This window comes from Jiella soli (assembly GCF_020615385.1).
In the GTDB taxonomy this organism is placed as follows: Bacteria; Pseudomonadota; Alphaproteobacteria; order Rhizobiales; family Rhizobiaceae; genus VKMB-3413.
Genome location: NZ_JAJAVB010000023.1, coordinates 1 through 25799, shown reverse-complemented (window position 1 = coordinate 25799; position 25799 = coordinate 1). Strand labels below are relative to the sequence as shown.

21 protein-coding genes and 2 pseudogenes are annotated in these 25799 nt (G+C 67.5%); 3 read left to right on the top strand and 20 right to left on the bottom strand.

Features of this window, described 5'->3' with window-relative positions; genetic code table 11:
• Window positions 1-2: 2 nt before the first annotated feature.
• From petA to LH400_RS13220, 5 genes and pseudogenes are all read right to left on the bottom strand, one after another.
• Window positions 3-563 carry a ubiquinol-cytochrome c reductase iron-sulfur subunit gene (gene petA / locus LH400_RS13240; RefSeq protein WP_229153205.1) on the bottom strand — a complete coding sequence of 187 codons (561 nt, stop codon included), beginning with the start codon at window positions 561-563 and terminating at the stop codon, window positions 3-5.
• A 307-nt stretch (window positions 564-870) separates the two neighbouring features.
• A pseudogene (locus tag LH400_RS26370) lies at window positions 871-1130 on the bottom strand (type II toxin-antitoxin system RelE/ParE family toxin).
• A gap of 451 nt (window positions 1131-1581) precedes the next feature.
• A complete protein-coding gene (locus LH400_RS13230) occupies window positions 1582-1941 on the bottom strand; it encodes a hypothetical protein (RefSeq protein ID WP_229153203.1) in 360 nt (119 codons plus the stop codon).
• A 105-nt stretch (window positions 1942-2046) separates the two neighbouring features.
• Window positions 2047-3957 carry an ABC transporter ATP-binding protein gene (locus tag LH400_RS13225; RefSeq protein WP_229153202.1) on the bottom strand — a complete coding sequence of 637 codons (1911 nt, stop codon included), beginning with the start codon at window positions 3955-3957 and terminating at the stop codon, window positions 2047-2049.
• Window positions 3954-5825 carry an ABC transporter ATP-binding protein gene (locus LH400_RS13220; RefSeq protein ID WP_229153201.1) on the bottom strand — a complete coding sequence of 624 codons (1872 nt, stop codon included), beginning with the start codon at window positions 5823-5825 and terminating at the stop codon, window positions 3954-3956. Before LH400_RS13220 ends, LH400_RS13225 begins: the two co-directional genes overlap by 4 nt.
• 355 nt (window positions 5826-6180) lie before the next feature.
• Here LH400_RS13220 and LH400_RS13215 point away from each other — a divergent pair, with 355 nt between their 5' ends.
• Complete coding sequence (locus tag LH400_RS13215) at window positions 6181-6540, top strand: hypothetical protein (protein ID WP_229153200.1); 360 nt, start codon at window positions 6181-6183, stop codon at window positions 6538-6540.
• A gap of 392 nt (window positions 6541-6932) precedes the next feature.
• Here LH400_RS13215 and LH400_RS13210 read toward each other — a convergent pair whose 3' ends face one another.
• From LH400_RS13210 to LH400_RS13195, 4 genes are all read right to left on the bottom strand, one after another.
• A complete protein-coding gene (locus LH400_RS13210; RefSeq protein WP_229153199.1) occupies window positions 6933-7418 on the bottom strand; it encodes a hypothetical protein in 486 nt (161 codons plus the stop codon).
• Window positions 7419-7658: 240 nt separating this feature from the next.
• Complete coding sequence (locus LH400_RS13205; RefSeq protein ID WP_229153198.1) at window positions 7659-8222, bottom strand: hypothetical protein; 564 nt, start codon at window positions 8220-8222, stop codon at window positions 7659-7661.
• A 117-nt stretch (window positions 8223-8339) separates the two neighbouring features.
• Window positions 8340-8819 carry a DUF2214 domain-containing protein gene (locus tag LH400_RS13200; protein WP_229153197.1) on the bottom strand — a complete coding sequence of 160 codons (480 nt, stop codon included), beginning with the start codon at window positions 8817-8819 and terminating at the stop codon, window positions 8340-8342.
• 24 nt (window positions 8820-8843) lie between these two features.
• Complete coding sequence (locus tag LH400_RS13195) at window positions 8844-9242, bottom strand: DUF6152 family protein (RefSeq protein ID WP_229153196.1); 399 nt, start codon at window positions 9240-9242, stop codon at window positions 8844-8846.
• A gap of 62 nt (window positions 9243-9304) precedes the next feature.
• Between LH400_RS13195 and LH400_RS26025 the strand changes: the two genes are divergently transcribed.
• On the top strand, window positions 9305-9430 hold the full coding sequence (locus tag LH400_RS26025) for a hypothetical protein (protein WP_255617291.1): 126 nt from the start codon (window positions 9305-9307) through the stop codon (window positions 9428-9430).
• A gap of 79 nt (window positions 9431-9509) precedes the next feature.
• Entirely contained in the window at window positions 9510-10541 is a 1032-nt protein-coding gene (locus LH400_RS13190) for an aspartate-semialdehyde dehydrogenase (RefSeq protein ID WP_229153195.1), read from the top strand.
• A 75-nt stretch (window positions 10542-10616) separates the two neighbouring features.
• Here LH400_RS13190 and LH400_RS13185 read toward each other — a convergent pair whose 3' ends face one another.
• The 11 genes and pseudogenes from LH400_RS13185 to LH400_RS13135 form a co-directional block, all read right to left on the bottom strand.
• Window positions 10617-11399 (bottom strand): adenine nucleotide alpha hydrolase family protein, encoded by a 783-nt coding sequence (locus tag LH400_RS13185; RefSeq protein ID WP_229153194.1) that lies wholly within the window; start codon window positions 11397-11399, stop codon window positions 10617-10619.
• Window positions 11396-12625: an electron transfer flavoprotein subunit alpha/FixB family protein gene (locus tag LH400_RS13180; RefSeq protein WP_229153193.1), complete on the bottom strand. Its 1230-nt coding sequence runs from the start codon at window positions 12623-12625 to the stop codon at window positions 11396-11398. Before LH400_RS13180 ends, LH400_RS13185 begins: the two co-directional genes overlap by 4 nt.
• Entirely contained in the window at window positions 12622-14571 is a 1950-nt protein-coding gene (locus tag LH400_RS13175) for a (Fe-S)-binding protein (RefSeq protein ID WP_229153192.1), read from the bottom strand. Before LH400_RS13175 ends, LH400_RS13180 begins: the two co-directional genes overlap by 4 nt.
• 262 nt (window positions 14572-14833) lie before the next feature.
• On the bottom strand, window positions 14834-16888 hold the full coding sequence (locus LH400_RS13170) for an NADH:flavin oxidoreductase (RefSeq protein WP_229153191.1): 2055 nt from the start codon (window positions 16886-16888) through the stop codon (window positions 14834-14836).
• A gap of 352 nt (window positions 16889-17240) precedes the next feature.
• Window positions 17241-17510, bottom strand: a pseudogene (locus LH400_RS13165) (GIY-YIG nuclease family protein); the annotation flags it as partial.
• Window positions 17511-17794: 284 nt separating this feature from the next.
• Window positions 17795-18907 carry an FAD-binding oxidoreductase gene (locus LH400_RS13160; RefSeq protein WP_229153190.1) on the bottom strand — a complete coding sequence of 371 codons (1113 nt, stop codon included), beginning with the start codon at window positions 18905-18907 and terminating at the stop codon, window positions 17795-17797.
• Between the two features lie 32 nt (window positions 18908-18939).
• The gene (locus tag LH400_RS13155) at window positions 18940-20199 is read right to left on the bottom strand and encodes an aromatic ring-hydroxylating oxygenase subunit alpha (RefSeq protein ID WP_229153189.1); all 1260 of its coding nucleotides are present in this window, start codon (window positions 20197-20199) and stop codon (window positions 18940-18942) included.
• 80 nt (window positions 20200-20279) lie between these two features.
• Window positions 20280-20852, bottom strand: coding sequence for a sarcosine oxidase subunit gamma (locus LH400_RS13150; RefSeq protein WP_229153188.1), 573 nt, complete (start codon window positions 20850-20852; stop codon window positions 20280-20282).
• Window positions 20845-23829 carry a sarcosine oxidase subunit alpha family protein gene (locus LH400_RS13145; protein ID WP_229153187.1) on the bottom strand — a complete coding sequence of 995 codons (2985 nt, stop codon included), beginning with the start codon at window positions 23827-23829 and terminating at the stop codon, window positions 20845-20847. The genes LH400_RS13150 and LH400_RS13145 overlap by 8 nt, the downstream gene beginning before the upstream one ends.
• A 13-nt stretch (window positions 23830-23842) precedes the next feature.
• The gene (locus LH400_RS13140; protein ID WP_229153186.1) at window positions 23843-24142 is read right to left on the bottom strand and encodes a sarcosine oxidase subunit delta; all 300 of its coding nucleotides are present in this window, start codon (window positions 24140-24142) and stop codon (window positions 23843-23845) included.
• Between the two features lie 65 nt (window positions 24143-24207).
• A complete protein-coding gene (locus tag LH400_RS13135; protein WP_229153185.1) occupies window positions 24208-25461 on the bottom strand; it encodes a sarcosine oxidase subunit beta family protein in 1254 nt (417 codons plus the stop codon).
• Window positions 25462-25799 lie beyond the last annotated feature (338 nt).

Here is a 25799-nt window from a genome sequence, read left to right as displayed (position 1 = left end):
TGTCAGCCGATGCGCACGGTGGTGTCGGACGTGAACTCGAACGGCGGAATCGCCATGTTTTCCGGCGCCGGGCCGGAGCGGATCCGGCCGGCGGTGTCGTAGACCGAGCCGTGGCAGGGGCAGAACCAGCCGTCATAGGCGCCGGACTGGCCGAGCGGGATGCAGCCGAGATGCGTGCAGACCTGCACCATGACCAGCCACTGCTCCCTGTCCGGCGCCGCGCGATTGGCGTCGATGGCGGGAGCATCGCCCGGCAGGTTGGCGTTGCGGGCGATCGGATCCTTCAACTCGTCGAGCGAGGCGTCCTTGGCGGCAAGGACCTCGGCTTCGGTTCGCTGGCGGATCTCCACAGGCTTGCCGCGCCATTTGGCGACGATCGACTGGCCGACGGCGATCTGGCTGACGTCGACGTCGATCGCGGCGAGCGCCAGCGTCGCGGCGTCCGGGTTCATCTGGTCGATGAACGGCCAGGCGAGCGTCACCGCGCCCACGGCGCCCACGGCGCCCGTGGCGATGTAGAGAAAATCCCGGCGGGACGGTTCGGCAGTGTCTTGGACGCTCACGGCGGCTGGAACTCCTTGACTGATCCCCTGGGATCGGTCGCCCCCGCGCCCGATCCATGTGGCGGGGGAGACCCGTCAAGATTCGCGTCTTTGCCCCCCCAGCATCTTTGGAGGCGTTCTATGCGCGAAACTCTCCGCTTGTCCAGAGCCGACGAAAGACGGATGGCAACGTGTCGCTGCGGCGGGGGAGGGAAAATCAATGTTCGCCGTTCTGCCGAGCGGCCGAGCCGACAGGTCCCAACAGGAACCTGCCGGAATGCCGGCCATGGTGGAAGATGTTGGTGATCCTATCTGGTTTGCTCGGTCGTCAGATACCGGAACCGGAGAATCCACCCTGTTGCGCGACAGCGGCCGCATCGCGCGCACCGTGAAGCACCCGCACGATCACCACCTGGCGATCATCGTGCACGTAGTAAACGGCGTATTGGCCTTCGAACGTCACGCGTAGGCCGGAGCGAATGTCTCGCGCATGGCACTCAGCTGCGGGAATTCGCAAAGCGGCCGGCATGCGAGCTCGATCCGGCGTACGAGCTGGTTCGCAACAGCTTCCGAGGCATTGCCGGCCACATAGGCCCAGATGGCGGCAAGATCGGCTTCCGCCTTCTCGGTCAGGCGGAGGGCGAGCGGACGGCTAATCGCTTTTTCCCCCGCGCGATGATGCCTTCCGCGTCGAAGCTCCGCACGCGCCCTACAGCGAGATCGGCGAGACCCGCGGCGATGTCGTCCCTCAGTGCCGACGCGTCGTTTTGATCGCCCGTTACTCCAACTCTTCTCTCCGAGAGTGCAGCCTGATGGTCCGATTCCGCCGCTTGTCTCTCGAGGGAAGGATCGATGCCAGCTTCGCTGGCGTCACCACCGGCCTCGACCGGAGGCGTCCAGCTTCCGGCGCAACTCATCCAGCTTCGCCTCCCGCTCCGCGACCAGACGCAGAAGAATTTCAAGAAAAGGATCGAAGCACGTTCACCGGCTATGGCCACGAGGACGGGCGTGTGCTTAGCGCTCGAGGGAACAAGCTGGTTCACGGAACTTGGAAGTAAGTTCGACTTCCAATCGGCTCCCCGTTATTCTCGAAGCGCCCGGACGTCCACTTCTCGGGGCGCTCCATGAAGATTTCCCAGACCATCAATCCAAAGCAGCGAGCGGCGATGTCAGAGTTCTGACGGGCGGCCTTTTCGTAGATTGCCTGAAACGGTGTCGGCCTCCAGTCCGATCCGGGCATCCAACCGGCGGTCTGAATCTCTGTGCCGTCAATCTTCGCATTGAGTTCCGCTTTAATCGCCGCGACCTCAGCAGGTGTCAGGCGAGCCATCCATTTCCGGTATTCCTTTCCAAATGGGACCTCCGTGATCGCCTTGCCGCTCATCATGTCGACCAACATTTCTTTCCCTCCTCCTTCACCCAGGCGCGCTCGCCCGTCCGCGCGGGTGCATGGGCTAGCGCATAGATATAGATGTTATCACACACCCACACCTTGAGTTGTCCCCTACTCCGCCGCCTCGCTCTCCTCCGCCGCCGTGTCCAGCAAAAACCCGCCGGACTGCCGCGCCCAGAGGCTGGCATAGAGGCCGCCGCGGGCGATCAGTTGGGCGTGCGTGCCCTCCTCGACGACGCGGCCCTTGTCGAGGACGACGAGGCGGTCCATCGCGGCGATGGTCGAAAGGCGGTGGGCGATGGCGATGACGGTCTTATTCGCCATCATCGCGGTGAGGTTCTCCTGGATCGCCGCCTCGACCTCGGAATCCAGCGCCGAGGTCGCCTCGTCGAGGATGAGGATCGGCGCATCCTTCAGGAGCACGCGGGCGATGGCGATGCGCTGGCGCTGGCCGCCGGAGAGCTTGATGCCGCGCTCGCCGACATGGGCGTCGTAGCCGGCGCGGCCCTTGGGATCGCGCAGCGTCGGGATGAACTCCTCGGCATTGGCGCGTTCGGCTGCCATCAGGATGTCGCCCTCGTCGGCGCCCGGCCGGCCATAGGCGATGTTCTCGCGGATCGAGCGGTGGAGGAGCGAGGTGTCCTGGGTGACGACGCCGATCGCGGCCCTGAGTGAGGCCTGCGTCACCTGGGAAATGTCCTGCCCGTCGATCAGGATGCGCCCGCCCTCGAGGTCGTAGAGGCGCAGAAGGAGGTTGACGAGCGTCGTCTTGCCGGCGCCGGACCGGCCGACGAGGCCGACCTTCTCGCCCGGCCTTATGGTCAGCGACAGTTCGTCGATGACACCCTCGCCCTTGCCGTAGTGGAAGGTGATGCCGTCATAGCGGATCTCGCCGCTGGACGCGTCGAGCGGCTGGGCGTCCCTCGCGTCGATCAGCGTCGGCAGGCGCGTGACGGTGGCGACGGCGTCCTGGATGGTGCCGTAATTGCGCACGAGGCCGTTGATGTTGAACATCATCCAGCCGGACATCTGATTGAGGCGCAGGACCAGGCCGAGCGCCGTCGCAACCCCGCCGGAGGTCACGTGGCCGGCCTGCCAGCCGAGGATCGCGATCGCGCCGACGCCGGTCATCATGAAGCCGTTAAGGACGGCGACGACGGTTCGCACCTCGGTCAGCGCCCGCGTCATGCGGCGGGTGGCGTCGACGAGATACTGGAACCCGTCCTTGACGAAGGTGTCCTCGCGCCGGGTCGAATCGAAGAGCTTGACCGAGAGGATGTTGGTGAAGCTGTCGACGACGCGGCCGGAAACGACCGAGCGCGCCTCCGCCGTCGCCCGGCCGTTCTCGCGGATCTTCGGCAACAGATTGCGGATGATCCAGACATAGCCGAGCGTCCACAGGCCGAGCACGACCGACATGCGCCAGTCGATGGCGCCGAGGATGGTGACGGTGAGGATGATGAAGGTGACGAAGGACCAGAAGGTCTGCAGGACCGTCGTCACCAAGTCGCCGGTCGCCTGGCCGACCTGCTGGACCTTCTGCGCGAGCCGGCCGGCGAAGTCGTTCTGGAAGAAGGTGTAGGCCTGGTCCATCAGCCGCCGATAGCTCTGCCAGCGGATGCGGTTGTAGAAGCTCGGCGAGATCACCTGCTCCTCGATCACCGAGGACAGGAAGAGGACGAGCGATCGGCCGATCAGCGTCAGGAAGGCAAGGCCCGCGATCAGCCAGAAATGGTCGGCGATCAGGGTTTCGGGCGTCGAGCGTTCGAGTGCGTCGATCAGCCAGCCGACGCCGGTATACATCGCCGCCTCGACGCCGCCGGTCAGCCCGCCGAGAACGAGCAGGGCGAGGAGCGGCCACTTCGCCTGCTTGGCGAAGTGCCAGATGAAGCGGTTGGTCTCGTCCGGAAGCGGATCCAGATGACCGGTGCGGTTGAGCCGGGCGTCCTCCCTGTCCTCGCCGTGATCCTCGAACGGGTCGAGCACCGTCTCGAAGCGCTGCAGCAGGCGGTCCATGATCATTCGGCCGCCCTCAGCGCGTCCGGGCGATCCTCGCCCTCCCCCGACAACAGGAAGCCGCCTGCCTGGCGCGCCCAGAGCTGGGCGTAGAGCCCGCCGGACTCCACGAGTTGGCGATGGGTGCCCTCCTCGACGATGCGGCCCTTGTCCAGCACGATCAGCCGGTCGAGCGCGGCGATGGTGGACAGGCGATGGGCGACGGCAATGACGGTCTTGCCCTCCATCAGCCGGTAAAGGTTCTCCGCGATCGCCGCCTCGACTTCGGAGTCCAGCGCCGAGGTCGCTTCGTCGAGAAGCAGGATCGGCGCGTCCTTCAGCATGACGCGGGCGATTGCGATCCTCTGGCGCTGACCGCCGGAGAGCTTGACGCCGCGCTCGCCGACCTCGGCGTCGAGGCCCGCCCGCCCGTCGCGGTCGCGCAGGTCGGCGATGAATTCAGCCGCTTCGGCCCGGTTCACGGCGCGCTCCAGATCCGCCTCGCTGGCGTCCGGCCGGCCGTAGAGGACGTTCTCGCGGATCGAACGGTGGAGCAGCGAGGTGTCCTGCGTCACCATGCCGATCTTCTCGCGGAGGGATTCCTGCTGGACGGACGCGATGTCCTGCCCGTCGATCAGGATGCGGCCGCTTTCCACGTCGTGGAAGCGCAGGAGGAGGTTGAGGATGGTGGATTTTCCGGCGCCGGAGCGGCCGACCAGCCCGACCTTCTCGCCCGGCCGGATCTTGAGGTCGAAGTCCTGCAGGACACCGCCGCCCTTGCCATAGTGGAAGGTGACGCGCTCGAAGGCGATCTCGCCCTTCGGCACGGCGAGCGGCACCGCATCCGGCCGGTCGGTTACCGCATGCGGGATCTGCAGCGTCGCCATGCCGTCGCGGATCGTGCCGATGTTCTCGAAGAGGCCTGACACCTCCCACATGATCCATTGCGACATGCCGTGGATCCTGAGGACGAGGCCGACCGAGGCGGCGATCGCGCCGACGGTGACGAGCCCGTGCGTCCACAGGCCGATGCCCGTCGCGCCGACGCCGAAGAGGAGAAGCGAGTTCAGCGTCTGCAGGCAGACGACGAAGAGCGTCACCAGCCGGCCCTGGCCGTAGACAGCGGTGAGGAAGCCACGCATCGAGGCACGCGCGTAATCCGCTTCGCGCCTCGTATGGGCGAAGAGCTTGACCGTCTGGACATTGGCATAGGCGTCGACGACCCGGCCGGTCATCTCGGCTCGGGCATCGGCCTGTCGCTCGGAGATGCGGTCGAGCCGCGGGATGAAATACCACAGCATCACCCCGTAGAGCGCCAGCCAGCCGAGGAAGGGCAGCGCCATCTTCCAGTCGGCGGTCGCGACGAGAACGAGCACGCCGGTGAAATAGACCGCGACATAGAGGAAGACGTCGATCGACTTGACAACCGTCTCGCGCACGGCGAGCGCCGTCTGCATCAGCTTCTGCGAGACGCGGCCGGCGAACTCGTCCTGGAAGAAGGACAGGGAATGGCCGAGCAGCCAGCGATGCATCACATAGCGGAAGCGCATCGGGAAGTTGCCGAAGATGCCCTGGAAGTTGACGAGCCCGTCGATCAGTTGGATCCCCGGCAGGAGGACGAGGACGACCACGCCCATCAGCGCCAGCTGCCAGCCGCGCTCGGCAAGGAGGGTTTCGGGCGAGGTTTCGGAAAACCAGTCGACGATGTTGCCCAGGAAGGAGAAGAGCGAGACCTCGATCACCGAGATCGACGCCGTCAACACCGCCATGGCGAGGAGCAGCGGCCAGACCGGGCGCGCGAAGAACCAGATAAACGCGAACAGGCCACCCCGCGGCGGCTCCTTCAGTTCGCGTTCCGGGAACGCGTGGACCATCCTCTCGAAGATCGAGAACATCTGCGGAGCTTTCCTGCTTGGGCCACCGCGACAAAGCCCGGGACGTGGAACAGGGCGCGAGGGGCGCGCGCTGCAAGCGGGTGGTCGTCCCGATATAGGCATCGGCGGGACGGTGTCACCAGGGCGGAACGCGCTGCGGCGAGAGCCGGTGCGATCACGTCGCCTTGAGCGCCGAGGGCGCGACCGGAGCAGCCTTCGGCGCCGAAGGCGCGACCAGGTGCGGCCGGACGATCGGTTAGCCGCCCATCGAACCCGGCGCAGGAGCGCCAGCGATGGTGCTTGCTCCACCATCTTGCGCGGCTAGGTCTTCCGTCCAACGCCGCATGACGCGGTCGTCCAGCAAGGAATTTGACCCATGCTTCGGATTTTCCTCTCGGCCGCGCTCGCTTCGGCCGCCCTCACCGCCACCGCCGCCGCGCAGTCGTCGGACACCTCGGCCACGGCCGCCGGCAGTTCCGCCGGGCCGACGACCTGCCAGCAATATGTGAAGCTCAGCGCCGACGCCCGGCAAAAGGCCCTCGCCGCGATGAACAATGCGGCCGACGCCTCCGCCGGCGCTTCCGATTCGCCTTCCGGCGATACGGCCGGAACGGACGGATCGGTGGAAAACATGGAAGCGGACGGCATGGCGACCATGGGCGACGAGATCGCCACCTATTGCAGCGAGAACCCCGATGCGACGGTGGACGACGCCGTCAATTCGATGAGCGACTGAGGGCGACAGGCGGGCGGTAGAGCCCGCTCCGCCTCCTGTTCCGTCCGGTACCATTGCGGTCCGATTGAGCATCGGACAATCAAGAAGTTCGTTTGGCGACCGGAAACCGCGACGGGCATGAAATGCGAGGCGAGCGCTGCGCCTTTCGGCGGACGCAACCCGATGGCGCGTTCAGACATTATGAGGTCAGGACAAACCTCGAAGGAGACTGGCATGATCAGGAGCATCCTGAAGGCGTTGGTGGTCGGTTGGATCGCCAAGAAGTTTCTCGGCCGCGACAGCGGCCCGCGTCGTGGTCCGGCTCCGGCTCCGCGCCGGGTCTGAGGCCATACGACGAAGCCCGACTTTCTGTGATGGAAAGCCGGGCTTTTCTATTTCGCCTACAGGACCGGCTAACGCGACGCCGGTCCTTTTTTCGTTGCAGTCAGTCGATCGGCCGATGCTTGGCCGTGTGCCAAAACGCAAAGCGCTGACGGGACCCGCTGGCCCAGGCTGTCGTCGAAGAGTTCAGCCGTCGACGTTCGCAGGGCAGGTCGGGAGATTGCCCTCCAGATGTGCCTGGCGCTCCAGCCCCGCCCCTCCCGGATCTCCCCGATCGCTGTCGTCGGCTTTCCGCTCGCTTCGTCGAGCCCGTAGAAGTCGAAGCAGTTGGCCCCGTGCCGCATCACCTGGAAACAGCCACTCGAGGCGTTCGAGCCGTCGTAGCTTGTGCAGAAGCCGTCCGCCTCCGCCGCCCAGCGGCCGGTGAGGCGGCCTTCCTGTCCCTCGTAGAGGAGGGTACCGGTCGAGGAATAGCTTTCGCGCCAGGCGCTGCCGTCGGAATATGTCCCGGTGAGTTGGCGATCGGCGAAGACCGCCTTCAACGCGGCCTCGCTCATGAACCGGGACCGCCGGGCGAGGCGAGGGGTTGCGAGCACGACCGGAGCGCCCTGCGGCAGCCCAGTGAGGAGACTGGAGAAGATCATCCGGATGCTTCCTCTTCACGGCGACACCCTCGGCGACCGTCTCCCGCCTTCAGGATCGCCTCCGCCCTCGTGGGGCGACCTTACCAGTTCCGGCGCAAAGCGGCGATGCGGTGACCGCTCGCCGACATGGCCTCCGCGCAGCCAGATGCGCTCCTATCCCGGCACCGGGCCTGCTTCCTGTCCGGCACGCATCGAGATCAGTCCCACCGGGCAGGTCGTGGCCTTGCCGCTGAGCGAGCCGCGCGCCGACCAGCCGGCGGCGCGCTCGATATCCTGGCGCGGGACGGAGGGTCCGCTGGAGCCGGGCTCGACCACATAGAAGTCGAAACAGTTCTCGCTGCGCCTGACGACCAGGAAGCAGCCGCCGACGAAATTCGTCTGGTCGTAGAAGGTGCAGAAGAGGTTCGTGGCGACGGACCAGCGCCCACCGGCCTGGCCGGTCCGGTCGGCATAGGCGAGCGTGCCGTCCGGCCGGTACGTCTCGTTCCAGCGTCCACCGTCGGAATAGATCCCATCCAGCGTCTGGCCGGAGACGAGGGCCGCGATGCCGGGCCCCGCCATCACGCCGGCCGGGCTCGCGGCGGCAAGGACGGGCCAGAGGACGGCGGCCGCGATCGCGGCAAGGCCCCTCCGCAGGAACGGGCCGCGACGGCGGACAAAGCCCCGGCCGTCGCCTTCAGGTCGTGAGACCTCATGCGAAGGACGTGATCGCAGCATGGCGCTTCTCCGACGAGCCGACGAGCAGGGCGGCCGGATCATGCCGCGACCTCGCCGGCCTGCCAAGGGGCGGCCGGGGTGCTGCGGCCGTGCGTGCGGTCATTGCCGCCGCGGCACTCAAACCATAAAGGCGATGAAGCGCCCCGCGACGATCGCCCCGACCCAGATCGCGACGGAGAGGGCGGCCGATGCCCTCAGGCCGGCCGAGGCGACGCCGGTATCGAGCATCCGGCGCCAGCGGCGGCCGGCGTGAACGAAGGCCGCATGCAGGGCACCGAGGGCGACGAGCCCGAGCTTCACCAGAAAGGCGGGGTTTGCCGCATAGTCGATCGGCTGCACCATAAACAGCAGAAAGCCCGTCACGACCGCGCCGCTCAAACCCGCCGCGGCGACCAGCGGCAGGAAGCGCGCGAGCGGCGGCAGCGCAACGGCGCCGAAGAAGCCCATCAACCGGATGTCCAGCGCCAGGATCGAGCCGAACAGGGCGCCGATCGACAGGATGTGGCCGGCGTTGACCAGCGGATAGACCAGACGCGACGACTTCAACAGCGCGGCGACCGGCGAAGTCGCAAGGCCGGCAAGGGCTTCCTCGATCACGGGTCCGGAAACCGGATTTCCAGGTCAGATCTCCGGCTCAAGGCTCTTTTCGCGGCGCGGATAGACATCGTAGGTCTTGCCGCCCACGGTGATCGTCTCCGCCTTGAAGGCGCGTTCCGACTGGTCGCGCGAGCGGTGGCCGGTGAACGAAGCCTCGTCGCCGACCTTGGCGGCACCTTCGACGAAGCCGGCGCGCTCGGTCGCATAGGGCGGCGCGAGGTCCACCTGCCAGACGCCGTCCGACGTCTCCACCTCGAGATGCGCATGCGGATTGCCGAGCTCGATCGAGCGGATTGTGCCGGCGAGGCGGCTTTCCTCGTCTTCCGTCCAGGCCCAGCCGTGATGGGCGAGCGCGGCGACGGGGCCGAGGATCAGGGCGAAGGCGGCGGCGGCGAGAAGGCCGTGGGTGCGACGAGTCGGCATGGCGCGTCCTTGGTTCGCATCGATCGGAAGAGCGAGGTCTCGATGCTCGGGAAGATGGAGGCTTGCGCCGAACCGACAGCGCCGAGGCGATGACTTTTCGTCAAGCTCGCGTGATTGACATCCACTTCGCGGACGCGCATATCGCGGCGATGATCGCGCGCTCCACCATCAAAACGTCGATTAGCTGACGCCGCCTGCCCCGCTTGTCTCCCCCGGGGCGGAAGACGAGCGTGCCTATCGAATGGCGGGGAGCGAAGGATGGGTCCCATGGGTTACAAGGTCGCCGTCGTCGGCGCCACCGGCAATGTCGGACGCGAGATGCTGGACATTCTGGCCGAGCGCGGCTTTCCGGCCGACGAGGTCGTGGCGCTCGCCTCGCGCCGCAGCCAGGGCACCGAGGTGTCCTTCGGCGACAAGACGCTGAAGGTGAAGTCCCTCGACCAGTTCGACTTTTCCGGCACCGACATCTGCCTGATGTCGGCGGGCGGCAATGTCTCCAAGGAATGGTCGCCGAAGATCGCGGCGACAGGCTGCGTCGTCATCGACAATTCCTCGGCCTTCCGCTACGACCCCGACGTTCCGCTGATCGTGCCGGAGGTGAACGCCGACGCCGTTTCCGGCTTCACCAAGAAGAACATCATCGCCAATCCGAACTGCTCGACCGCCCAGCTCGTCGTCGCGCTGAAGCCGCTGCACGACGCCGCCAAGATCAAGCGCGTCGTCGTCTCGACCTATCAGTCGGTCTCCGGCGCCGGCAAGGAAGGCATGGACGAGCTCTTCACCCAGTCGCGCGCGGTCTTCGTCGCCGACGAGATCGAGAAGAAGAAGTTCACCAAGCGCATCGCCTTCAACGTCATCCCGCATATCGACGTCTTCATGGAAGACGGTTCCACCAAGGAAGAGTGGAAGGTGATGGCCGAGACCAAGAAGATGCTCGACCCGAAGATCAAGGTCACCTGCACGGCGGTGCGCGTGCCGGTGTTCATCGGCCATTCGGAAGCGGTGAACATCGAGTTCGAGAGGGAGATCACCGCCGAGGAGGCGCGCGAGATCCTGCGCGAGGCGCCGGGCTGCCTCGTCGTCGACAAGCACGAGGACGGCGGCTACATCACGCCCTATGAGTGCGCCGGCGAGGACGCGACCTACATCTCCCGCATCCGCGAGGACCAGACCCTCGACAACGGGCTGAACATCTGGGTGGTCTCGGACAATCTCAGGAAGGGCGCCGCGCTGAACACCGTGCAGATCGCCGAGCTCCTGGTCAATCGCGGCCTCCTGAAGCAGCGTCAGGCCGCCTGAGAAGCGTCCACTCGAAACGGGCGGAGGGCGGTCTCTGGGCCGCCCCGCCCGATGCTGCCTCGACCGGCGGCCCGTTTACGAATAGCGCCTTATGCCGATCCGCTCGATGTGATCGAGGATCAGCCGCGCGGCCTCTTGGGGATCGGGATGGACATGCAGCTTGTCGCCGGCCTCGTCCGCCGCGCCGCTACCGGCCGCAGCCGAGCGCATCAATTTCGGGCGCGCGCGATGGGGCTTTTCCGCGAAGGGTGAGGCGGCGACCGGCGCCGGCAGGCCGGAAAGCGTCCGCACCACGCCCCGCCGCGCCCTCGCGAAGACGAAGGGCGCCGGCGCCGGCGCCAGCGGATGCACGGTGACGATCGCCGGCAGGCGCAGCGTCACCCGCCGCTTGGCACCCTTCGGCAGCGCCTGATCGAAGCGCAGCGCGCCCGGCTCGTCCGCCGCCGCGATCGCGGTGACGTCCGACAGGATCGGCAGTCCCAGCGCCTCGGCGAGCGCATAGGGCAGAAGACCTGTGTCCTCGCCGCCCTCGGCGCGCCGGCCGGCCAGGATCAGCTCCGCCGGATGCTCCTTCAGATGCCGGGCGAGCGCGGGCAGCGGATCGGCCCCTTCGGCGATTTCCAGCCGGTCGATCGCTTCGAGGCCGTGGCCGAAAGCGTCGGCGATGCCCTCATCCCCCGGGCCCGCATGAAGGCCCGAGAATGACATGGCGGAGGGCGGGCGCTCTCCGCCCGTCCCTGCCTCGCCGGCGTCGGCCAGCGCCGCGGCAAGCGCGATCGCCTGGGCCTCCACCCCCGGCAGAGACGGACGGCCGCTGACCCTGTGCCGGCCGGCGGACAGGAGGACGACGATCCTCATGGCGCCCGCTCCTTCAAGAGTTTCAGAAGCGCCGGCATGACCAGCTGCGCGTCCTGGACGATGGCGAGACCCGCCCGTTCGACCATGGCGGCGTGGAGGTCGGTGTTGACGGCGATGACATGCTCGCAGCCGGCGATGCCCTGCAGATGCTGCGGCGCGCCGGCGATGCCGAGAGCCAGATAGCAGTCGGCCGTGAGCACCGTGCCGGAGGCTCCGACCTGGGCCTCCCGCGGCATCAGGCCCGCGTCGCAGACGACGCGGCTCGCCCCCGGCGTCGCCTTCAAGGCCGCGGCAAGCTCGCGAAAGGCGCCGAAATCGGTGACGCCATTGCCGGCGGAGACGACGAAGTCGGTCTCGGCGAGCGACATGGTCGCGGGATCGCCCGGGATGATCTCCACCGACAGGACCGGGCTTTCGCCGGACGACGGCGCCTCGGCCGGGCCGGCGATCTGACGCGCCTCGCAAGGGATGCCGGCATAGTCGGCGACGCGGTCCTCGCCGATCGCCATCAGCCGCGGCGGCGCCCCTGCCTGCTCGCGGCGTCCGCCGCGCGAGGCGCGGGAGGCCGTGCGCGCCGTCAGATATTCGACATCCGTCAGGATCGCTTCGCCGAGCCCTGCCGCCAGACGCCGCGCGAGATCGCCGCCCACGGGCGTCTCCGCGAAGAGAACGTGGCGCGGCTCATGCTCGGCGATGAGCGCCGCAAGCCGCCTCGCAACATTCGCGGGATCGTCGGCAGGCGGATGGTCGTCCGCCGCATCCCCGCTTCGGCCGAGCGCTGGTACCACCCGATCAGCTCCCGCCGATCCCAATCCCTCGACGGCCTGCGAGACGATCGCCACGACCGCGCCGCCGCCTGGACCCGCATCGGCCAGAAGCCGCGCCGCGCCCAGCGCCTGCCGGTCGAAGCGGCTGAGCCGGCCTTCGCCCGCGTCGAGCACGGCGAAGACCAGGAAGGCCGGTGTCTCGACCACGCGCAATTGCGGCAGCTCTGCCTCGGCGCCGACGGCGTAGGCCATGACGAAGTCCGACGGCCCGGTCTGGCCGCGGTCGAGGCGCAGCCTGGCGGCTCCGGGCACGAGCGCCCGCGCGAACTCGCCGCGCGGGTCGCGGCGCCTGCGCCGCGTCAGCGGTACGTCCGAGGCAAGGTCGAAGCGCGGCCGGCCGGCGGCCGGCACGGCATGGGCGGCGCGCTCGGTGCGGGGATCGCGGCGCGGCCGGTTCATGCCGGCACCCGTTCGGCAGGGGCAGGCTTCGCGGGCATCGCGCTTCTGCCGGCCTCGACCGCCTGGAGCACGAGTTCGGCGACGTCCAGCACCTGCGGCCGTGTCCCGACGACGCCTTCCAGCATCGCAGTGCATTGCGGGCAGGCGACGGCGACGATCCCGGCGCCGGTCTCGGCCGCCTGGCCCATGCGGAGATCGGGGATCCGGTTGTCGCCGGGAATGTCGGCGTTGGGCGCGCCGCCCCCGCCGCCGCAGCACATCGCGCGCCGGCCAGACCGCGCCATCTCGCGCCGCTCGACGCCGATCGCGTCGAGGAGCTCGCGCGGCGCGTCGAACTCGCCATTGTAGCGGCCGAGATAGCAGGGGTCGTGATAGGTCACCGCCGCGCCCTCCAGCCGGCCGGGCGCGAGCCGCCCGGCGGCGACGAGCTCGGCGAGGAGGGCCGTGTGGTGGACGACCTCGAATTTCCCGCCAAAGGCCGGATATTCGTTGCGGATGACGTGCAGCGCATGCGGGTCGGCGGTCAGGATGCGGCCGAACCGGTAGCCGGACAATGTCGCGACATTGTCGCGGGCAAGGCGCTGGAAGGTCGCCTCGTCGCCGAGCCTTCGGGCGAGATCGCCGCAGTCGCGCTCTTCCTCGCCGAGGACGGCGAAGCTGACGCCCGCCTCGGACAGAAGCCGGATCAGCGCGCGCAGCGTCCTCTGATAGCGCATGTCGTAGGCGCCCTGGCCGAGCCAGAGCAGGAGATCGGTCTCCGCGACATCGCGCATCAGCGGCAGGCCGAGGCCGGCGGCGAAGTCGGTGCGGGCGGCGAGCGCTCGTCCGTTCGGCTCGTCGCAGCCGCGGGTATTGTCGAGCGGCTCGATCGCCTTCGGCGGAATCGCGCCGGTCTCCAGCGTCTGGAAGCGCCGGAGATCGACGATCGCGTCGACATGTTCGATCATCATCGGGCATTCCTCGACGCAGGCCCGGCAGGTCGTGCAGGACCAGATCGTATCGGGATGCACCACGGCGCCGGCGCCGATGATCGGCCGCTGCGGACCGCAGGCGCCAGTGACGGGCCGCGCGTTCGGATAGGGCATGCCGGCATAGAAGGTGGCGCGTCCGCCGGCGCCTGCCGCCGCGAAGTCGGCGATCAGATGCTTGGGGCTGAGCGGCTGGCCCGCCGCAAAGGCCGGACAGGCTGCCTCGCAGCGGCCGCACTGGATGCAGGCGTCGAAGGCGAGGAGGCGGTTCCAGGCGAAATCCGCCGGCGCCTCGGCGCCGAGCTTATCCGCCGCGAGATCGAGCGGCTTCAGCCCGGTCGAGCGGCCCTTCGGCTCGCCCGCCGCGAAGCGCTCCGGCCGGGGATGGGCCGCAAGATGGGTCGCCCCGGCCAGCGCATGGCGCATCGGCCCGGTGGCGACCTCGGTCGCGAGCATCAGCCCGCCGGCCGCCGCGAGGATCAGGGTCAGGAAGGACGGGAGCGGCAGCGGGTTGCCGATGGCGGCGAGAGCGGCGGTGAGGCAGCCGCCAGCCGCGAACGCCAGGAGATAGACGGGCAGGCGCTGGAAGCGACCGAGCGACAGCCGCGGCATCGGCTCGGGATAGCGCCGCCGCGCCACCAGAAGCGCCCCGGCAAGCATGAGGGCGAAGGCGATGGCGACGAGCGCCATGAAAAGCCGCGACTGGCCGAGCACCGGGATCAGCGCCAGGAGCGACAGGCCGCAGGCCGAGACGAGACCGGCCGCGACCGGCACATGCATGCGGGATGCGGATTTGTCGCGGTCGACGACGTGATGGACGTCGACGAGGTAGCGCGCTGGCAGCGCCTTGAGGCCGGCAATCCAGTCGACCTTGGCGGGCCGGCCCTTGTTCCACACGCGCACGCGCCGGCCGATCTGCACGGCCGCGACGGCGAGCATGACGAGGATCAGATAAGGGAGGAAGGCGGCGGCGGTCATGGGCGGCTTCCAGTCGCGGCGATGGCGGCGAGGCGCCCCCCTCTGTCCTGCCGGACATCTCCCCCACAAGGGGGGAGATCAGCTGTCTCGTCGCCGAGATCTTCCCTTCGACGCCCCATCAAAGTCGCAGCGTTCGAGGAACGGCGCTGCGGATGAACGCGATCGATCTCCCCCCTTGTGGGGGAGATGCCCGGCAGGGCAGAGGGAGCGGATCCAGGGCGCGCTGTGCGCGAGACGACAGCCTGAGCCGCGCCGCTCACCGTCACAGATCCTTGCACAGCCGGAGCGCGTCGTAGATCGCGGCGTGGATGTTGCGGCCGGCGACGGCGTCGCCGATGCGGTAGAGCGTGTAGCCGGGCGCAGCGCCGGCCCCGTTCAGCTCGTACGGCTGCGGCTCGCCCTTCACGATGGCGGCAAGGTCGGTGAAGCCCTTGTTCTTGGACCCGGCCTTCAGCGCGAAGTGCAGGTCGTCCACCGGCTGCGTCCCGTAGTCGACCACCACCGTGTCGACCACGCGCTCCTCCTCCGCCTCGGTCATGGTGTTCCTCAGCGCCGCGATCATCCGGTTGCCCTCGGGATAGATCTCGATCAGCTCCATGTTCGGGGTCATGATGACGCCGAGCTTGTAGAGTTCGCGTAAGTGCACCGGCTGGTTCGTCGTGCCGACTTCCTCCGCCACCATGCGGTCATGCGTCGCCACCTCGACGAGACAGCCGCGCTTGGCGAGAAGCTCGGCCGTCGAGGCGGCGTTGTGGCCGCCGATCTCGTCGAAGAGGAGGACGGTTCCGGCCGGCTCGACCCGGCCTTCGAGCACGTCCCAGGTCGTCACCGCATGCTCGTATCCCTTGGCCTCGCCCCGCGACGGCAGGCCGCCGGTGGCCACGACCACGATATCAGGTGACAGCGCCGCGATCGCCTCGGCATCGGCCGCCGTCTCCAGGCGGATGTCGACCCCGAGCTTCGTCACCTGGCCGGCGAGCCAGCGCGGAATGCCCGACAGCGCCTCGCGCCAGGTGGCCTTGGAGGCGATGTTGACCTGGCCGCCCAGCCGGTCGGTCTTTTCGAACAGCGTCACTTTGTGGCCGCGCTCGGCGAGGACCCGCGCCGCCTCCAGCCCGCCGACACCGCCGCCGACGACCACCGCGGTCTTCTTCGCTTCGGCCTTGGGAATGACGTGCGGCATGGTGGATTCGCGGCCGGTCGCCGCGTTCTGGATGCACAGCGCGTCGCCGCCGACATAGATCCGGTCGATGCAGTAGCCGGCACCGACGCATTGCCTGATGTCCTCCGCCCGGCCCTCGGAGAGCTTCTTGACGAGATGCGGGTCGGCGATGTGCGCCCGCGTCATCGCGATCATGTCGACATGGCCCTCGGCAACCGCCCGCGCGCCGGTCGCAAGGTCCGTCACGCGCTGGGCGTGGAAGATCGGCACGTCCACCTCGCGCTTGATCGCCGAGGGCAGGGAGAGGAAGGGCGCGACGGGGAAGGACATGTTCGGCAGCGAGATCGCGTGCGCGATGTGATCGCGCGCCTGGCCGCCTATGACGTTGAGAAAGTCGACGAGGCCGCGGCCGACATAGTCCGATGCGATCGCGATGCACTCCTCGTGCGAGAGCCCGCCCTTCAGCATCTCGTCGCCCGACATGCGCATGCCGATGACGTAGTCGTCGCCGACCGCCTCTCGCATGGCGGTCAAAACTTCGATACCGAAGCGCATGCGGTTTTCGAGGGACCCGCCATATTTGTCGCTGCGGTGGTTGGAGTTGGGCGACCAGAACTGGTCGACGAGATGGCCGTGCGCGGCGGAGATCTCGAAGCCGTCGAGCCCGCCGTCCTTGCAGCGGCGCGCGGCGGCGGCGAAATCGGCGACGATGCGGTCGATTTCCTCCTGTTCGAGCTCCTTGGCGATCGAGCGGGAGGCGGGCTCGCGTGTCGCCGACGCCGATTTCACCGGGAACCAGTGCTCGGTGTCCCATTTGGTGCGCCGGCCCATATGGGTCAGCTGGATCATCAGCTTGGCGCCGTGCCGATGGATCCGGTCCGAGAACTCCCGGAAGAACGGCACCACGGCGTCGTCGGCGACCGAGATCTGGTTCCAGGGCGCGGCCGGACTGTCGAGCGCGACGGAGGACGAGCCGCCGAACATCGTCAGGCCGATGCCGCCCTTGGCCTTCTCCTCGTGATAGAGCTGGTAGCGCTCCTGCGGCTTGCCGTCCTTGCCGTAGCCGGGCGCATGGCTGGTCGACATCACCCGGTTGCGGATGGTGAGGCCCTTGATCGTCAGGGGCTTCAGGAGAGCGTCGGCATTGGCGATCATGATGGAGTGCCCTCCTGCGTGGTCGTGGATGAAATGCTTTGGCGGGCTTTAGCGGCTGGCGCGAGCGTGGTTGTGTCGCCAGTTCCGCGAATGCCGCTCGGTCGCCTGCGCCCTGTCGCCCCTGGATTCTCGGGACGGGGCCCGAGAATGACGAAGCGTTGGTGGTTTCGCTCATGCTGCCGCGCTGATGGCGACCTCGGCGTTGCATGGCAAGGCGCTGCACTTCCCATCCCGGTCGTCATTCTCGGGCTCCGTCCCGAGAATCCAGGGGAACGTCGGGCTCGCGCGGGCAATCGTCGAACGCCCTGACGAAAGACGGTCTGTATGGGTTATCCTCGTCGGAGAACCGCTCGAAGAGATCCTTCCACTGCGGGTTCAACTCTTCGATGAGCTTCAATTTCCACGCCCGCCTATGGCGCTTGATCGAAGTCTCGCGTTGAATGGCGGTCTCGATGTCGTCGTGCCGCTCATGCCAGACGAGACGTTTGCAGCCATACCTGACCGTGAAGCCGGGTAGGCCACCGGCGCGATGTTCCTGAACCCGGCGATTGAGGTCCGACGTGACGCCGACATAGAGGGTGCCGTTCCGCCTCGATGCCATGATGTAGACCCACCCACCCATAGCGTCCTACGCCTCTTGCCGCATGTTCCGGCGGGGACGGCAGCGGCCGGTTTCGCACGCTGCTCTGGATTCTCGGGACTGAGCCCGAGAATGACGAAGCTTCAATGGCAACGCCCTTTCTGCCACGACTGCGGCGAACTCGGCGTTCGAAGGAGTGACGTCCGTCCTCCCATCCAGATCGTCATTCTCGGGCCCCGTCCCGAGAATCCAGGAGATCGACGGGCGTCGGCGGAGAAGCCGCTCAATCATCGTGACCCTCCTCTCCTCACGCCCGATCTCCCGATTCATCGTTCGATGACCAGGTCCGTCGTCGGCCTGGAGCAGCAAAGCAGGGCCAGGCCGGCGTCGATTTCGCGCTGGCGGATGCCGCCGCCGTGCTTCATCTCGACCTTGCCGGCCGTCAGCTTGGACTTGCAGGTGCCGCACAGGCCCTTGGAGCAGGAGGACGGCAGGCGCATGCCGGCGCGGCGCGCGGCTTCCAGCACCGTCATCCCTTCCGGGCATTCGATCACCCGCTTGGTCTTGGTGAATTCCAGCTGGAACACCTTGACGTCGGACGTGATCACGTCGGTCGCGTCGGTGATCTGCTCCTGTGCCTCGTCGGTGAAGTCGCCGAAGTCGAAGCTCTCCTGATGGTAGAGCGTCATGTCGAAACCCGCTTCGCGCAGGGTCTCGCGGACGCCCTTCATGAAGGGCTTGGGTCCGCAGACGAACACGACCCGCTCCTTGAAGTCCGGGCAGACCGATTCCAGCAGCGCCCGGTTGATGCGGCCGCGATAGCCGGTCCAGACGTGATGCGGCGCGTCGCTCTCGACGAGGAAGGTCGGCCGAATCGAGCGGTTGCGCCGCGCCATGTATTCCAGCTCGTCGCGGAAGATGACGTCGGCGGGCGAGCGCGCCGCATGGACGAAGGCGATGTCGGAGATCAGCGCGAGATCGTAGGACGAGCGCGTCATCGACATCATCGGCGTGATGCCGGAGCCGCCGGAGAGGAACAGGTATTTGCGCGCCTGCATGCCTGCCCAGGAGAACTCGCCCATCGGGACGGTCGCCCTCAGCATCATGCCCGGCTGGAACTCGTCGTGCAGCCAGTTCGACACCGGGCCGCCCGGCACGCGCTTGACGGTGATCGAGATGGTGTCGGGCCGGGTCGGCGGCGAGGAGATCGTGTAGCAGCGATGGATGATCTCGCCGGCGATCTCGAACTCGAAGGTCATGAACTGGCCGGAGACGAAAGTGAACTGGCGCTGGAAGCGCGGCGCGAAGACGAAGGTCTTCACGTCGTGGGTCTCCTCGCGCACGCCGCGGCAGATCAGGACGTCGTCCTCTTCCGGCTCCCAGCGGAAATATCCGGTGGGAACGGGTCCGGTCGTCGGATTGGGTTCGGGAAAGTCCATCGCTGCCGTCCTTCGTCTTGTCTCGTCCGGCGTCAGGCTACGGCCCGGGTCTCGGCGAGATGCGACAGCATCCGGCCGACATACCAGTTGACGAACTTCTCGACGAGCATCTCGGTGTGCGGCGAGTACGGTCCGGGCTCGTAGCCGTCCATCGCGACGCCCTCCTGGCAGTAGCCGACGAGGTCGGAATCCTGCTGGTTGGTCGCCATCCACACGCCGATGAGGTTGTCGAGATCGTAGTCGACGCCTTCGACCGCGTCCTTGTGGACCAGCCATTTCGTGCGCAGCAGCGAGCGCTCGGCATCGAGCGGCAGCACTGAGAAGACGACGGCATGGTCGCCCATGAAGTGATGCCAGGAGTTCGGCTGCGTCCAGAAGTGCAGGCCGCCGAGCTTGGCATTGTCGAGATTGCCCATCAGCTTCTTGCAGGCGCGCTTGGTGTCGATCGTGTGGCTTTCGCCCTCGCCCGACAGCGGCAGGCGCTCGGTGCGGAAGCCGGTGACCATGTCGTCCAGCCGATCGACCTCGCGCGAGGGCAGGCCCGCCGCCTCCCAGTCGCGATGGTTGTCGTTGAGCATGCAGGCATATTGCGCGGCGTGCTCGCGCTCGGTCTCGTCCAGCTCCTCCGGCGCGAAGCCGAAGCCATAGGCAAAGAGCGGCACGGTCAGCTCCGGATGGTTCGCCCCGCAGTGATAGCACTCGCGGTTGTTCTCCATCGTCAGCTTCCAATTGCCCGGCTCGATGAGATCGTGCTGGTAGGCGACCTTCGTCTCGCGCAGATTATGCGGCGCAAGATACGGCGCCATCACCCGCTCGAGCTCGTCGAAATCCTGCGGCGGGTTATCCGCCAGGCAGATGAAGAGCAGACCTTCGAGCGAGCGGATGTGGACCGGCTTCAGCCCGTGGCAGGACCTGTCGAACCCCTCGCCCATATGCTCGGCGTGGATCAGCTTTCCGGTCGTGTCGTAGACCCAGGAATGATAGCGGCAGACGAGATTGCCGACCGTCGACTTCTCCTCGTGGACGAGGCGGGCGCCGCGGTGTCGGCAGACATTGTGGAAGGCGCGGACCTCGCCATCGTCGTCACGGACCACGGCGATGGAGTTCCTGCCGATGTCGACGACCATGACGTCGCCCGGCTCCGGCACGTCCGGCTCGACGCCGACGAAGATCCAGTGCCGACCGAAGATCACCTCCATGTCCGCCGCGAAGACATCGGGGTCGGTGTAGAACGGCGCTTCGAGCGTGTAGCCCTTCTTGCGGTGGGTCAGCTGCGAGACGAGATCGATCATGATGCACCTCACAAGGCCGGATGGGTTGGGGAAGCGCCGGCTGCGCCGAAATGGGGTTGGAGCCTGTCTGCTTTGCCGGCTCAGGAAGCCGGGCCGAAGTCCTTGGCGGCGTCGATCAGCAGGGCGTGGACATATTCGCCGAAGGAGCGCCAGCATTCGACGCGCCAGTTGGCGGGCCCGGTGCGCGCGATCACGGCCTCGGCCTTGCCGAGAAGCGTGCGCGTCGCCGTGCCGACCGGAAAGCCACGGTCCGAGAGATCGAGCGGGCAGCCGGCGTTGAGGACGGCGGGCGCGTCGGCGCCTTCGAGCCCGAAGGCGACATTGCGATGCGAGACGTCGACCAGCGAGAACGGGCTGTCGCCCATCGCCGCGGCAATCGCCTCGACATGATCCTCGCAATCGCCCTCCGGGCAGCGCAGGAGCCATTCGTCCGGGCCGAGCCGCAGGGCCGTCCGCCCGTCCGCGGTGGCGGTCACCGTGTTGATGGCGCCTCCGACCGGAAAGCCGGCGACGTCGCCGCGGCCCTCGAGCGCCTTCGCCCGGAAGGACAGGCGCCCCTCGGCCGGCAGCGGCGTGATGGACACGGGTCCGGAAGCGGCTTCGGGCGCCGGTGACAGCGCCGGCGTGCGGCGGGCGAGATTGACCTCAAGCATCGACTTTCGCTCCTTCCGGCTGGAGGAAGACGGAGGAGGAGACCACCGCCTCCGTGAAACCCGTCGGCGTCGTGACGTAGAGCGTCTCGCCCATGCGGGCGCGCCCGTCCGCGATCATCGCCATGGCGATCGAGCGCCCGCAATTGGCGGAAGCATAGCTCGATGTCACGTGGCCGATCATCTTCATCGGGATCGGCTGATCCGGCGTCTCGACGATTTGCGCCCCCTCGTCCAGCACCTCGTCGGGATTCTTGGCCAGGAGTCCGACCAGCTGCTTGCGGCCGGGCGCGCTCATGTCGGGCCGGGCGAGCGAGCGCTTGCCGACGAAATCGGGCTTCACCTTGGAGACGAGGCCAGAGAGACCAACATCGTCCGGTGTCACGGTGCCGTCGGTTTCCTGGCCGACGACGATATAGCCCATCTCGGCGCGCAGGACGTGCATGGTCTCGGTGCCGTAAGGCGCGATCCCGAAATCCTTGCCGCGCTCATAAAGCGCCTTCCAGACCGCCTCGCCGTAATCGGCGGGGATGTTGATCTCGAAGCCGAGCTCGCCGGTGAAGGACACCCGGAAGAGCCGCGTCGGCACGCCGCAGATCGTGCCGGTGCGCACCGACATGTGCGGGAAGTCCGCTTCGGACAGGTCGATGTCGGAGACGAAGGGTTCGAGCACCTCCCGCGCCTTCGGCCCCTGCAGCGCGATCACCGCATATTGCTCGGTGATCGAGGTCAGGAACACGTCGAGATCCGGCCATTCGGTCTGGAGATAATCCTCCATGTGGCGCATGACGCGCGGCGCACCGCCGGTGGTCGTCGTCACGTGGAAGCGGTCGTCTGCGAGCCGGGCGACGACGCCGTCGTCATAGACGAAGCCATCCTCCCGCAGCATCAGGCCATAGCGGCAGCCGCCGACCTTCAGCTTGGTCCAGGCATTGGTGTAGATGCGGTTCATGAATTCGGCCGCGTCCGGGCCGACGACCTCGATCTTGCCGAGGGTCGAGGCGTCGAAGATGCCGACATCCGTTCGCACCGTCTGGCACTCGCGCGCGACGGCGGCATGCATGTCTTCGCCGGCCTTCGGGTAGTACCAGGCCCGGCGCCACTGGCCGACCGGCTCGAACTTCGCCCCGTTCGCTTCCGCCCAGCGATCGATCGGCGTCTTGCGGACCGGATCGAACAGCGGCCCCCGCGCGGGGCCGACGAGCGCGCCGAAGGTCACCGGCGTATAGGGCGGACGGAAGGTCGTGGTGCCGACCGCGGGGATCGGCCTGTCGAGAATGCCGGCGACGAGGCCGAGCGCGTTCATGTTCGACGTCTTGCCCTGGTCGGTCGCCATGCCGGTCGTCGTGTAGCGCTTGACGTGCTCGATCGACTCGAAGCCTTCCTTCACCGCGAGCCGGATGTCCTTGGCGGTGACGTCGTTCTGGAAGTCGATGAAGGCACGGACCTTCTTCGGGTCGGCATCAGTCGGCAGCACCCGCACAGGCTGGAAACCGGTCCGCGTGGGCGTCGCCTCGACCGCGATCTCGGCACCGCCGGCCTTGGCACCGTCGGCTATGATGGCGGAAAGGTCGTAGACGCCGCGGCAGGCACCCACCGACACCTCGGCCTGCGCCGACTGGGCTGGCAGGAAGGCGTCGAGCCCGGCGTCGAAGGCGAGCTTGCCCCGCGACTGGGAGAACAGATGCACGGCCGGCGTGAAGCCGCCGGACATGCCGACGCAGTCGCAGGGCAGCGTCGTCTTGGCGCCGATCGTGCCGCCCTGGCCGATGGGCGCGACGACGAGGCCGGTCACGCGCTTGGTCCCCGTCGCCCGGATCACCGTGTGGCCGGCGAGGACGGTGACGCCCGCGCCGCGCAGCTCCGCGACCTCCGGTCCGCAGTCTTCCTCGAGGCGAAGATCGACGAGGCTGACATGCATTCCGGCGCGCCTGGCGTCGAGCGCCGCCGTATAGGCGGAGGCGCCGCTGGTGGCGAAGACGATGCGCTCGCCCGGCGTCACCGCATAGCGATTGATGAAGGCGCGCACGCTCTCGGCCAGCATGATGCCCGGCCGGTCGTTATTCTCGAAGACCAGCGGACGCTCGTGGCTGCCGGTGGCGAGCACGGCCCGGCCGGCGCGCACCTGCCACAGCCGCTCGCGGGCGAGCTCCGGCGAGACGTCGTCGCGGTGGTCCGAGACGCGCTCGACCATGGCGATGTGATTGTGGTTGTAATAGCCGAAGACGGTCGTGCGCGGCAGGATGACGACGTTCTCGCGGGCGTCGAGCGCCGCAATGGTGTCGGCGACCCATTCGTTTGCCCGCTTGCCGTCGATCGTCGCACTGGCGTCGTTCAGCAGCGCGCCGCCGAGCTCGAAGCCCTCGTCGGCGAGGATGACGCGAACGTCACCGTCCGCCGAAGCGGCGAGCGCGGCGGAGAGCCCGGCCGGGCCGGCCCCGACGACGAGGACGTCGCAATGGGCGTGGCGGTTGGCGTAGCGGTCCGGATCCGGCATGGCAGGCGCCTCGCCGAGGCCGGCGGCTCTACGGATCACCGGCTCGTAGACCTTGTCCCAGAAGCCCTTCGGCCACATGAAGGTCTTGTAGTAGAAGCCCGCGACGAAGACCGGCGAGAAGAGATCGTTGACCTGGCCGACGTCGAAATCGAGCGAGGGCCAGTGGTTCTGGGTGGCGACGACCAGACCGTCGCGCGCCTCGACAACGCTCGCCCGGTTGTTCGGATCGCGGTGGCCCGGCCCGCGCTTCGCCCGCCAGTCGACCGACAAAAGCGCGCTCGGCTCGTCCGACCCGTGCGAGAGGATGCCGCGCGGGCGGTGATATTTGAACGAGCGGCCGCAAAGATGCGAGCCTGAGGCGAGCAGCATCGAGGCGATCGTGTCGCCGCGATAGCCGTGCAGGGTCTTGCCGTTGAACGAGACGGTCAGCGGCTTGGAGCGGTCGATGCGGCCGCCGGTGGCAAGGCGAAAGGGCTGATGCATCGCAGGCGTCCGCTCAGGCTGGGGTGGAGTCGCCGTTCGGCGCGCTCGGGCGCGGCGCGCCCATTTCATAGGTCGTCTCGAACCGGTCGCTCACCGTGTCGCGCACGGCGTTGAACCAGCGCCCGCAGCCATGGCCATGCAGCCAGCGCTCGGCATGCCGTCCCTTGGGATTGGTGCGGTAGTAGAGGAATTCGGCCCAGGCGGCGTCGTCCATCTCGGCCGGCACCTCGGGCCGCGCGATATGGGCTTCGCCGCCGCAGTGAAACTCGGTCTCGGGGCGGTTACCGCAATAGGGGCATCGGATCAGAAGCATGGACGGGATCTCGACAGAGAAGCGGGCTGGAGCGTTTTCGTCGGCATTCGCCTCGCGGAGGCCGGTCAGTGCGACACCGCCGCCGCGGCGGCCTCGTCGATCAGTCGTCCGGTGCGGAACCGGTCGAGGCTGAACGGCGCGTTGATGCGATGCGGCTCGCCGGTCGCCAGCGTATGAGCGAAGACATGGCCCGAACCGGGCGTCGCCTTGAAGCCGCCGGTGCCCCAGCCGCAATTGACGAACAGGCCGTCGATCGGCGTCCTGCCGATGATCGGGGACCGGTCGGGGGTGACGTCGACGATGCCGCCCCAGGAGCGCAGCATGCGCATGCGCGTGAACTGCGGGAAGAGCTCGCAGATCGCGTCCAGCGTATGGTTGGTGACGTGGATGCCGCCCTGCTGCGAATAGGATACGTACTGGTCGGTGCCGGCGCCGATCACCAGCTCGCCCTTGTCGGACTGCGAGATATAGGCGTGGACGGCGTTCGACATGACGACGCAGGGAAAGACCGGCTTCACCGGCTCGGAGACGAGCGCCTGCAGCGGCACGCTCTCCAGCGGCATTCTAAGACCGAAGCGGCTCATGACAACGCCCGTGTGTCCGGCCGCGACGACGCCGACGCGCTTCGCCCCGATCGTGCCGCGCGTCGTCTCGACGCCCGCGACCGATCCGTCGGCATTGCGCTTGAGGCCGGTGACCTCGCAGTTCTGGATGATGTCGACGCCTCTGGCATCGGCGCCGCGCGCATAGCCCCAGGCGACGGCGTCATGGCGGGCGGTGCCGCCGCGCCGCTGCAGCGCGCCGCCGAGCACCGGATAGCGGATATCAGGCGAAATCGTCAGCGGCGGGCAGAACGCCTTGCATTCCTCCGCCGACAGCCACTCATTGTCGACGCCGTTCAGCCGGTTGGCATAGACGTGACGCTTGAAGGAGATGACGTCGTGATGATTGTGCGCGAGCATGAGCACGCCGCGCTGCGAGAACATCACATTGTAGTTCAGTTCCTGGGAGAGGCCTTTCCAGAGGTCGACGGCGTGATTGTAGAGCGCGGCCGATTCGTCGAAGAGGTAGTTCGAGCGGATGATCGTGGTGTTGCGGCCGGTATTGCCGCCGCCGATCCAGCCCTTCTCGATGACCGCGACATTGGTGACGCCGTGGACGGTCGCGAGATAATAGGCCGTCGCAAGGCCATGGCCGCCGCCACCGACGATGACGATGTCATAGGTCTTCTTCGGCTCGGGATTGCGCCATTGGCGCTCCCAGCCCGAATGGCCGGAGGCGGCCTGTTGAAGAAGGCTTGCGAAAGAGAAACGACGCATGGCCAAGGTCCGTTGTGACGCTGGCGGACAATGCGCAGAAGGGCCTAGCTTGGACTTGCTCTAAAGCGACGGGCAACGTCGGAAACAAGACATTTTTGGCAAGAATTTACGAACGCTTAAATGCGCGGCAGTCGCCTCGAAAAGCGGCGGTCCTGCAAGGAATTGCAAGTGAGCCGGACACTGCGCCTGACGGCTGCAACATCGCCATTGCGCCGCGTTTTGTCGGTCCCCTCGCCCCTTGTCGACGTCCACGTCCTTGCGGTTTTGCGGTTTCCGGACGCACGAAAGCCCCGCCGGGAAGACCGGGCGGGGCTTTTGTGATGGTGTTATGGAGAAGA

Bases quoted from the DNA above. Each gene is read 5' to 3' on its own strand.
- LH400_RS13230 (WP_229153203.1), bottom strand. From the start codon at position 1,941: ATGTTGGTCGACATGATGAGCGGCAAGGCGATCACGGAGGTCCCATTT.
- LH400_RS13225 (WP_229153202.1), bottom strand. From the start codon at position 3,957: ATGATCATGGACCGCCTGCTGCAGCGCTTCGAGACGGTGCTCGACCCG.
- LH400_RS13220 (WP_229153201.1), bottom strand. From the start codon at position 5,825: ATGTTCTCGATCTTCGAGAGGATGGTCCACGCGTTCCCGGAACGCGAA.
- LH400_RS13215 (WP_229153200.1), top strand. From the start codon at position 6,181: ATGCTTCGGATTTTCCTCTCGGCCGCGCTCGCTTCGGCCGCCCTCACC.
- LH400_RS13210 (WP_229153199.1), bottom strand. From the start codon at position 7,418: ATGAGCGAGGCCGCGTTGAAGGCGGTCTTCGCCGATCGCCAACTCACC.
- LH400_RS13205 (WP_229153198.1), bottom strand. From the start codon at position 8,222: ATGCTGCGATCACGTCCTTCGCATGAGGTCTCACGACCTGAAGGCGAC.
- LH400_RS13195 (WP_229153196.1), bottom strand. From the start codon at position 9,242: ATGCCGACTCGTCGCACCCACGGCCTTCTCGCCGCCGCCGCCTTCGCC.
- LH400_RS13190 (WP_229153195.1), top strand. From the start codon at position 9,510: ATGGGTTACAAGGTCGCCGTCGTCGGCGCCACCGGCAATGTCGGACGC.
- LH400_RS13185 (WP_229153194.1), bottom strand. From the start codon at position 11,399: ATGAGGATCGTCGTCCTCCTGTCCGCCGGCCGGCACAGGGTCAGCGGC.
- LH400_RS13180 (WP_229153193.1), bottom strand. From the start codon at position 12,625: ATGAACCGGCCGCGCCGCGATCCCCGCACCGAGCGCGCCGCCCATGCC.
- LH400_RS13175 (WP_229153192.1), bottom strand. From the start codon at position 14,571: ATGACCGCCGCCGCCTTCCTCCCTTATCTGATCCTCGTCATGCTCGCC.
- LH400_RS13170 (WP_229153191.1), bottom strand. From the start codon at position 16,888: ATGATCGCCAATGCCGACGCTCTCCTGAAGCCCCTGACGATCAAGGGC.
- LH400_RS13160 (WP_229153190.1), bottom strand. From the start codon at position 18,907: ATGGACTTTCCCGAACCCAATCCGACGACCGGACCCGTTCCCACCGGA.
- LH400_RS13155 (WP_229153189.1), bottom strand. From the start codon at position 20,199: ATGATCGATCTCGTCTCGCAGCTGACCCACCGCAAGAAGGGCTACACG.
- LH400_RS13150 (WP_229153188.1), bottom strand. From the start codon at position 20,852: ATGCTTGAGGTCAATCTCGCCCGCCGCACGCCGGCGCTGTCACCGGCG.
- LH400_RS13145 (WP_229153187.1), bottom strand. From the start codon at position 23,829: ATGCATCAGCCCTTTCGCCTTGCCACCGGCGGCCGCATCGACCGCTCC.
- LH400_RS13140 (WP_229153186.1), bottom strand. From the start codon at position 24,142: ATGCTTCTGATCCGATGCCCCTATTGCGGTAACCGCCCCGAGACCGAG.
- LH400_RS13135 (WP_229153185.1), bottom strand. From the start codon at position 25,461: ATGCGTCGTTTCTCTTTCGCAAGCCTTCTTCAACAGGCCGCCTCCGGC.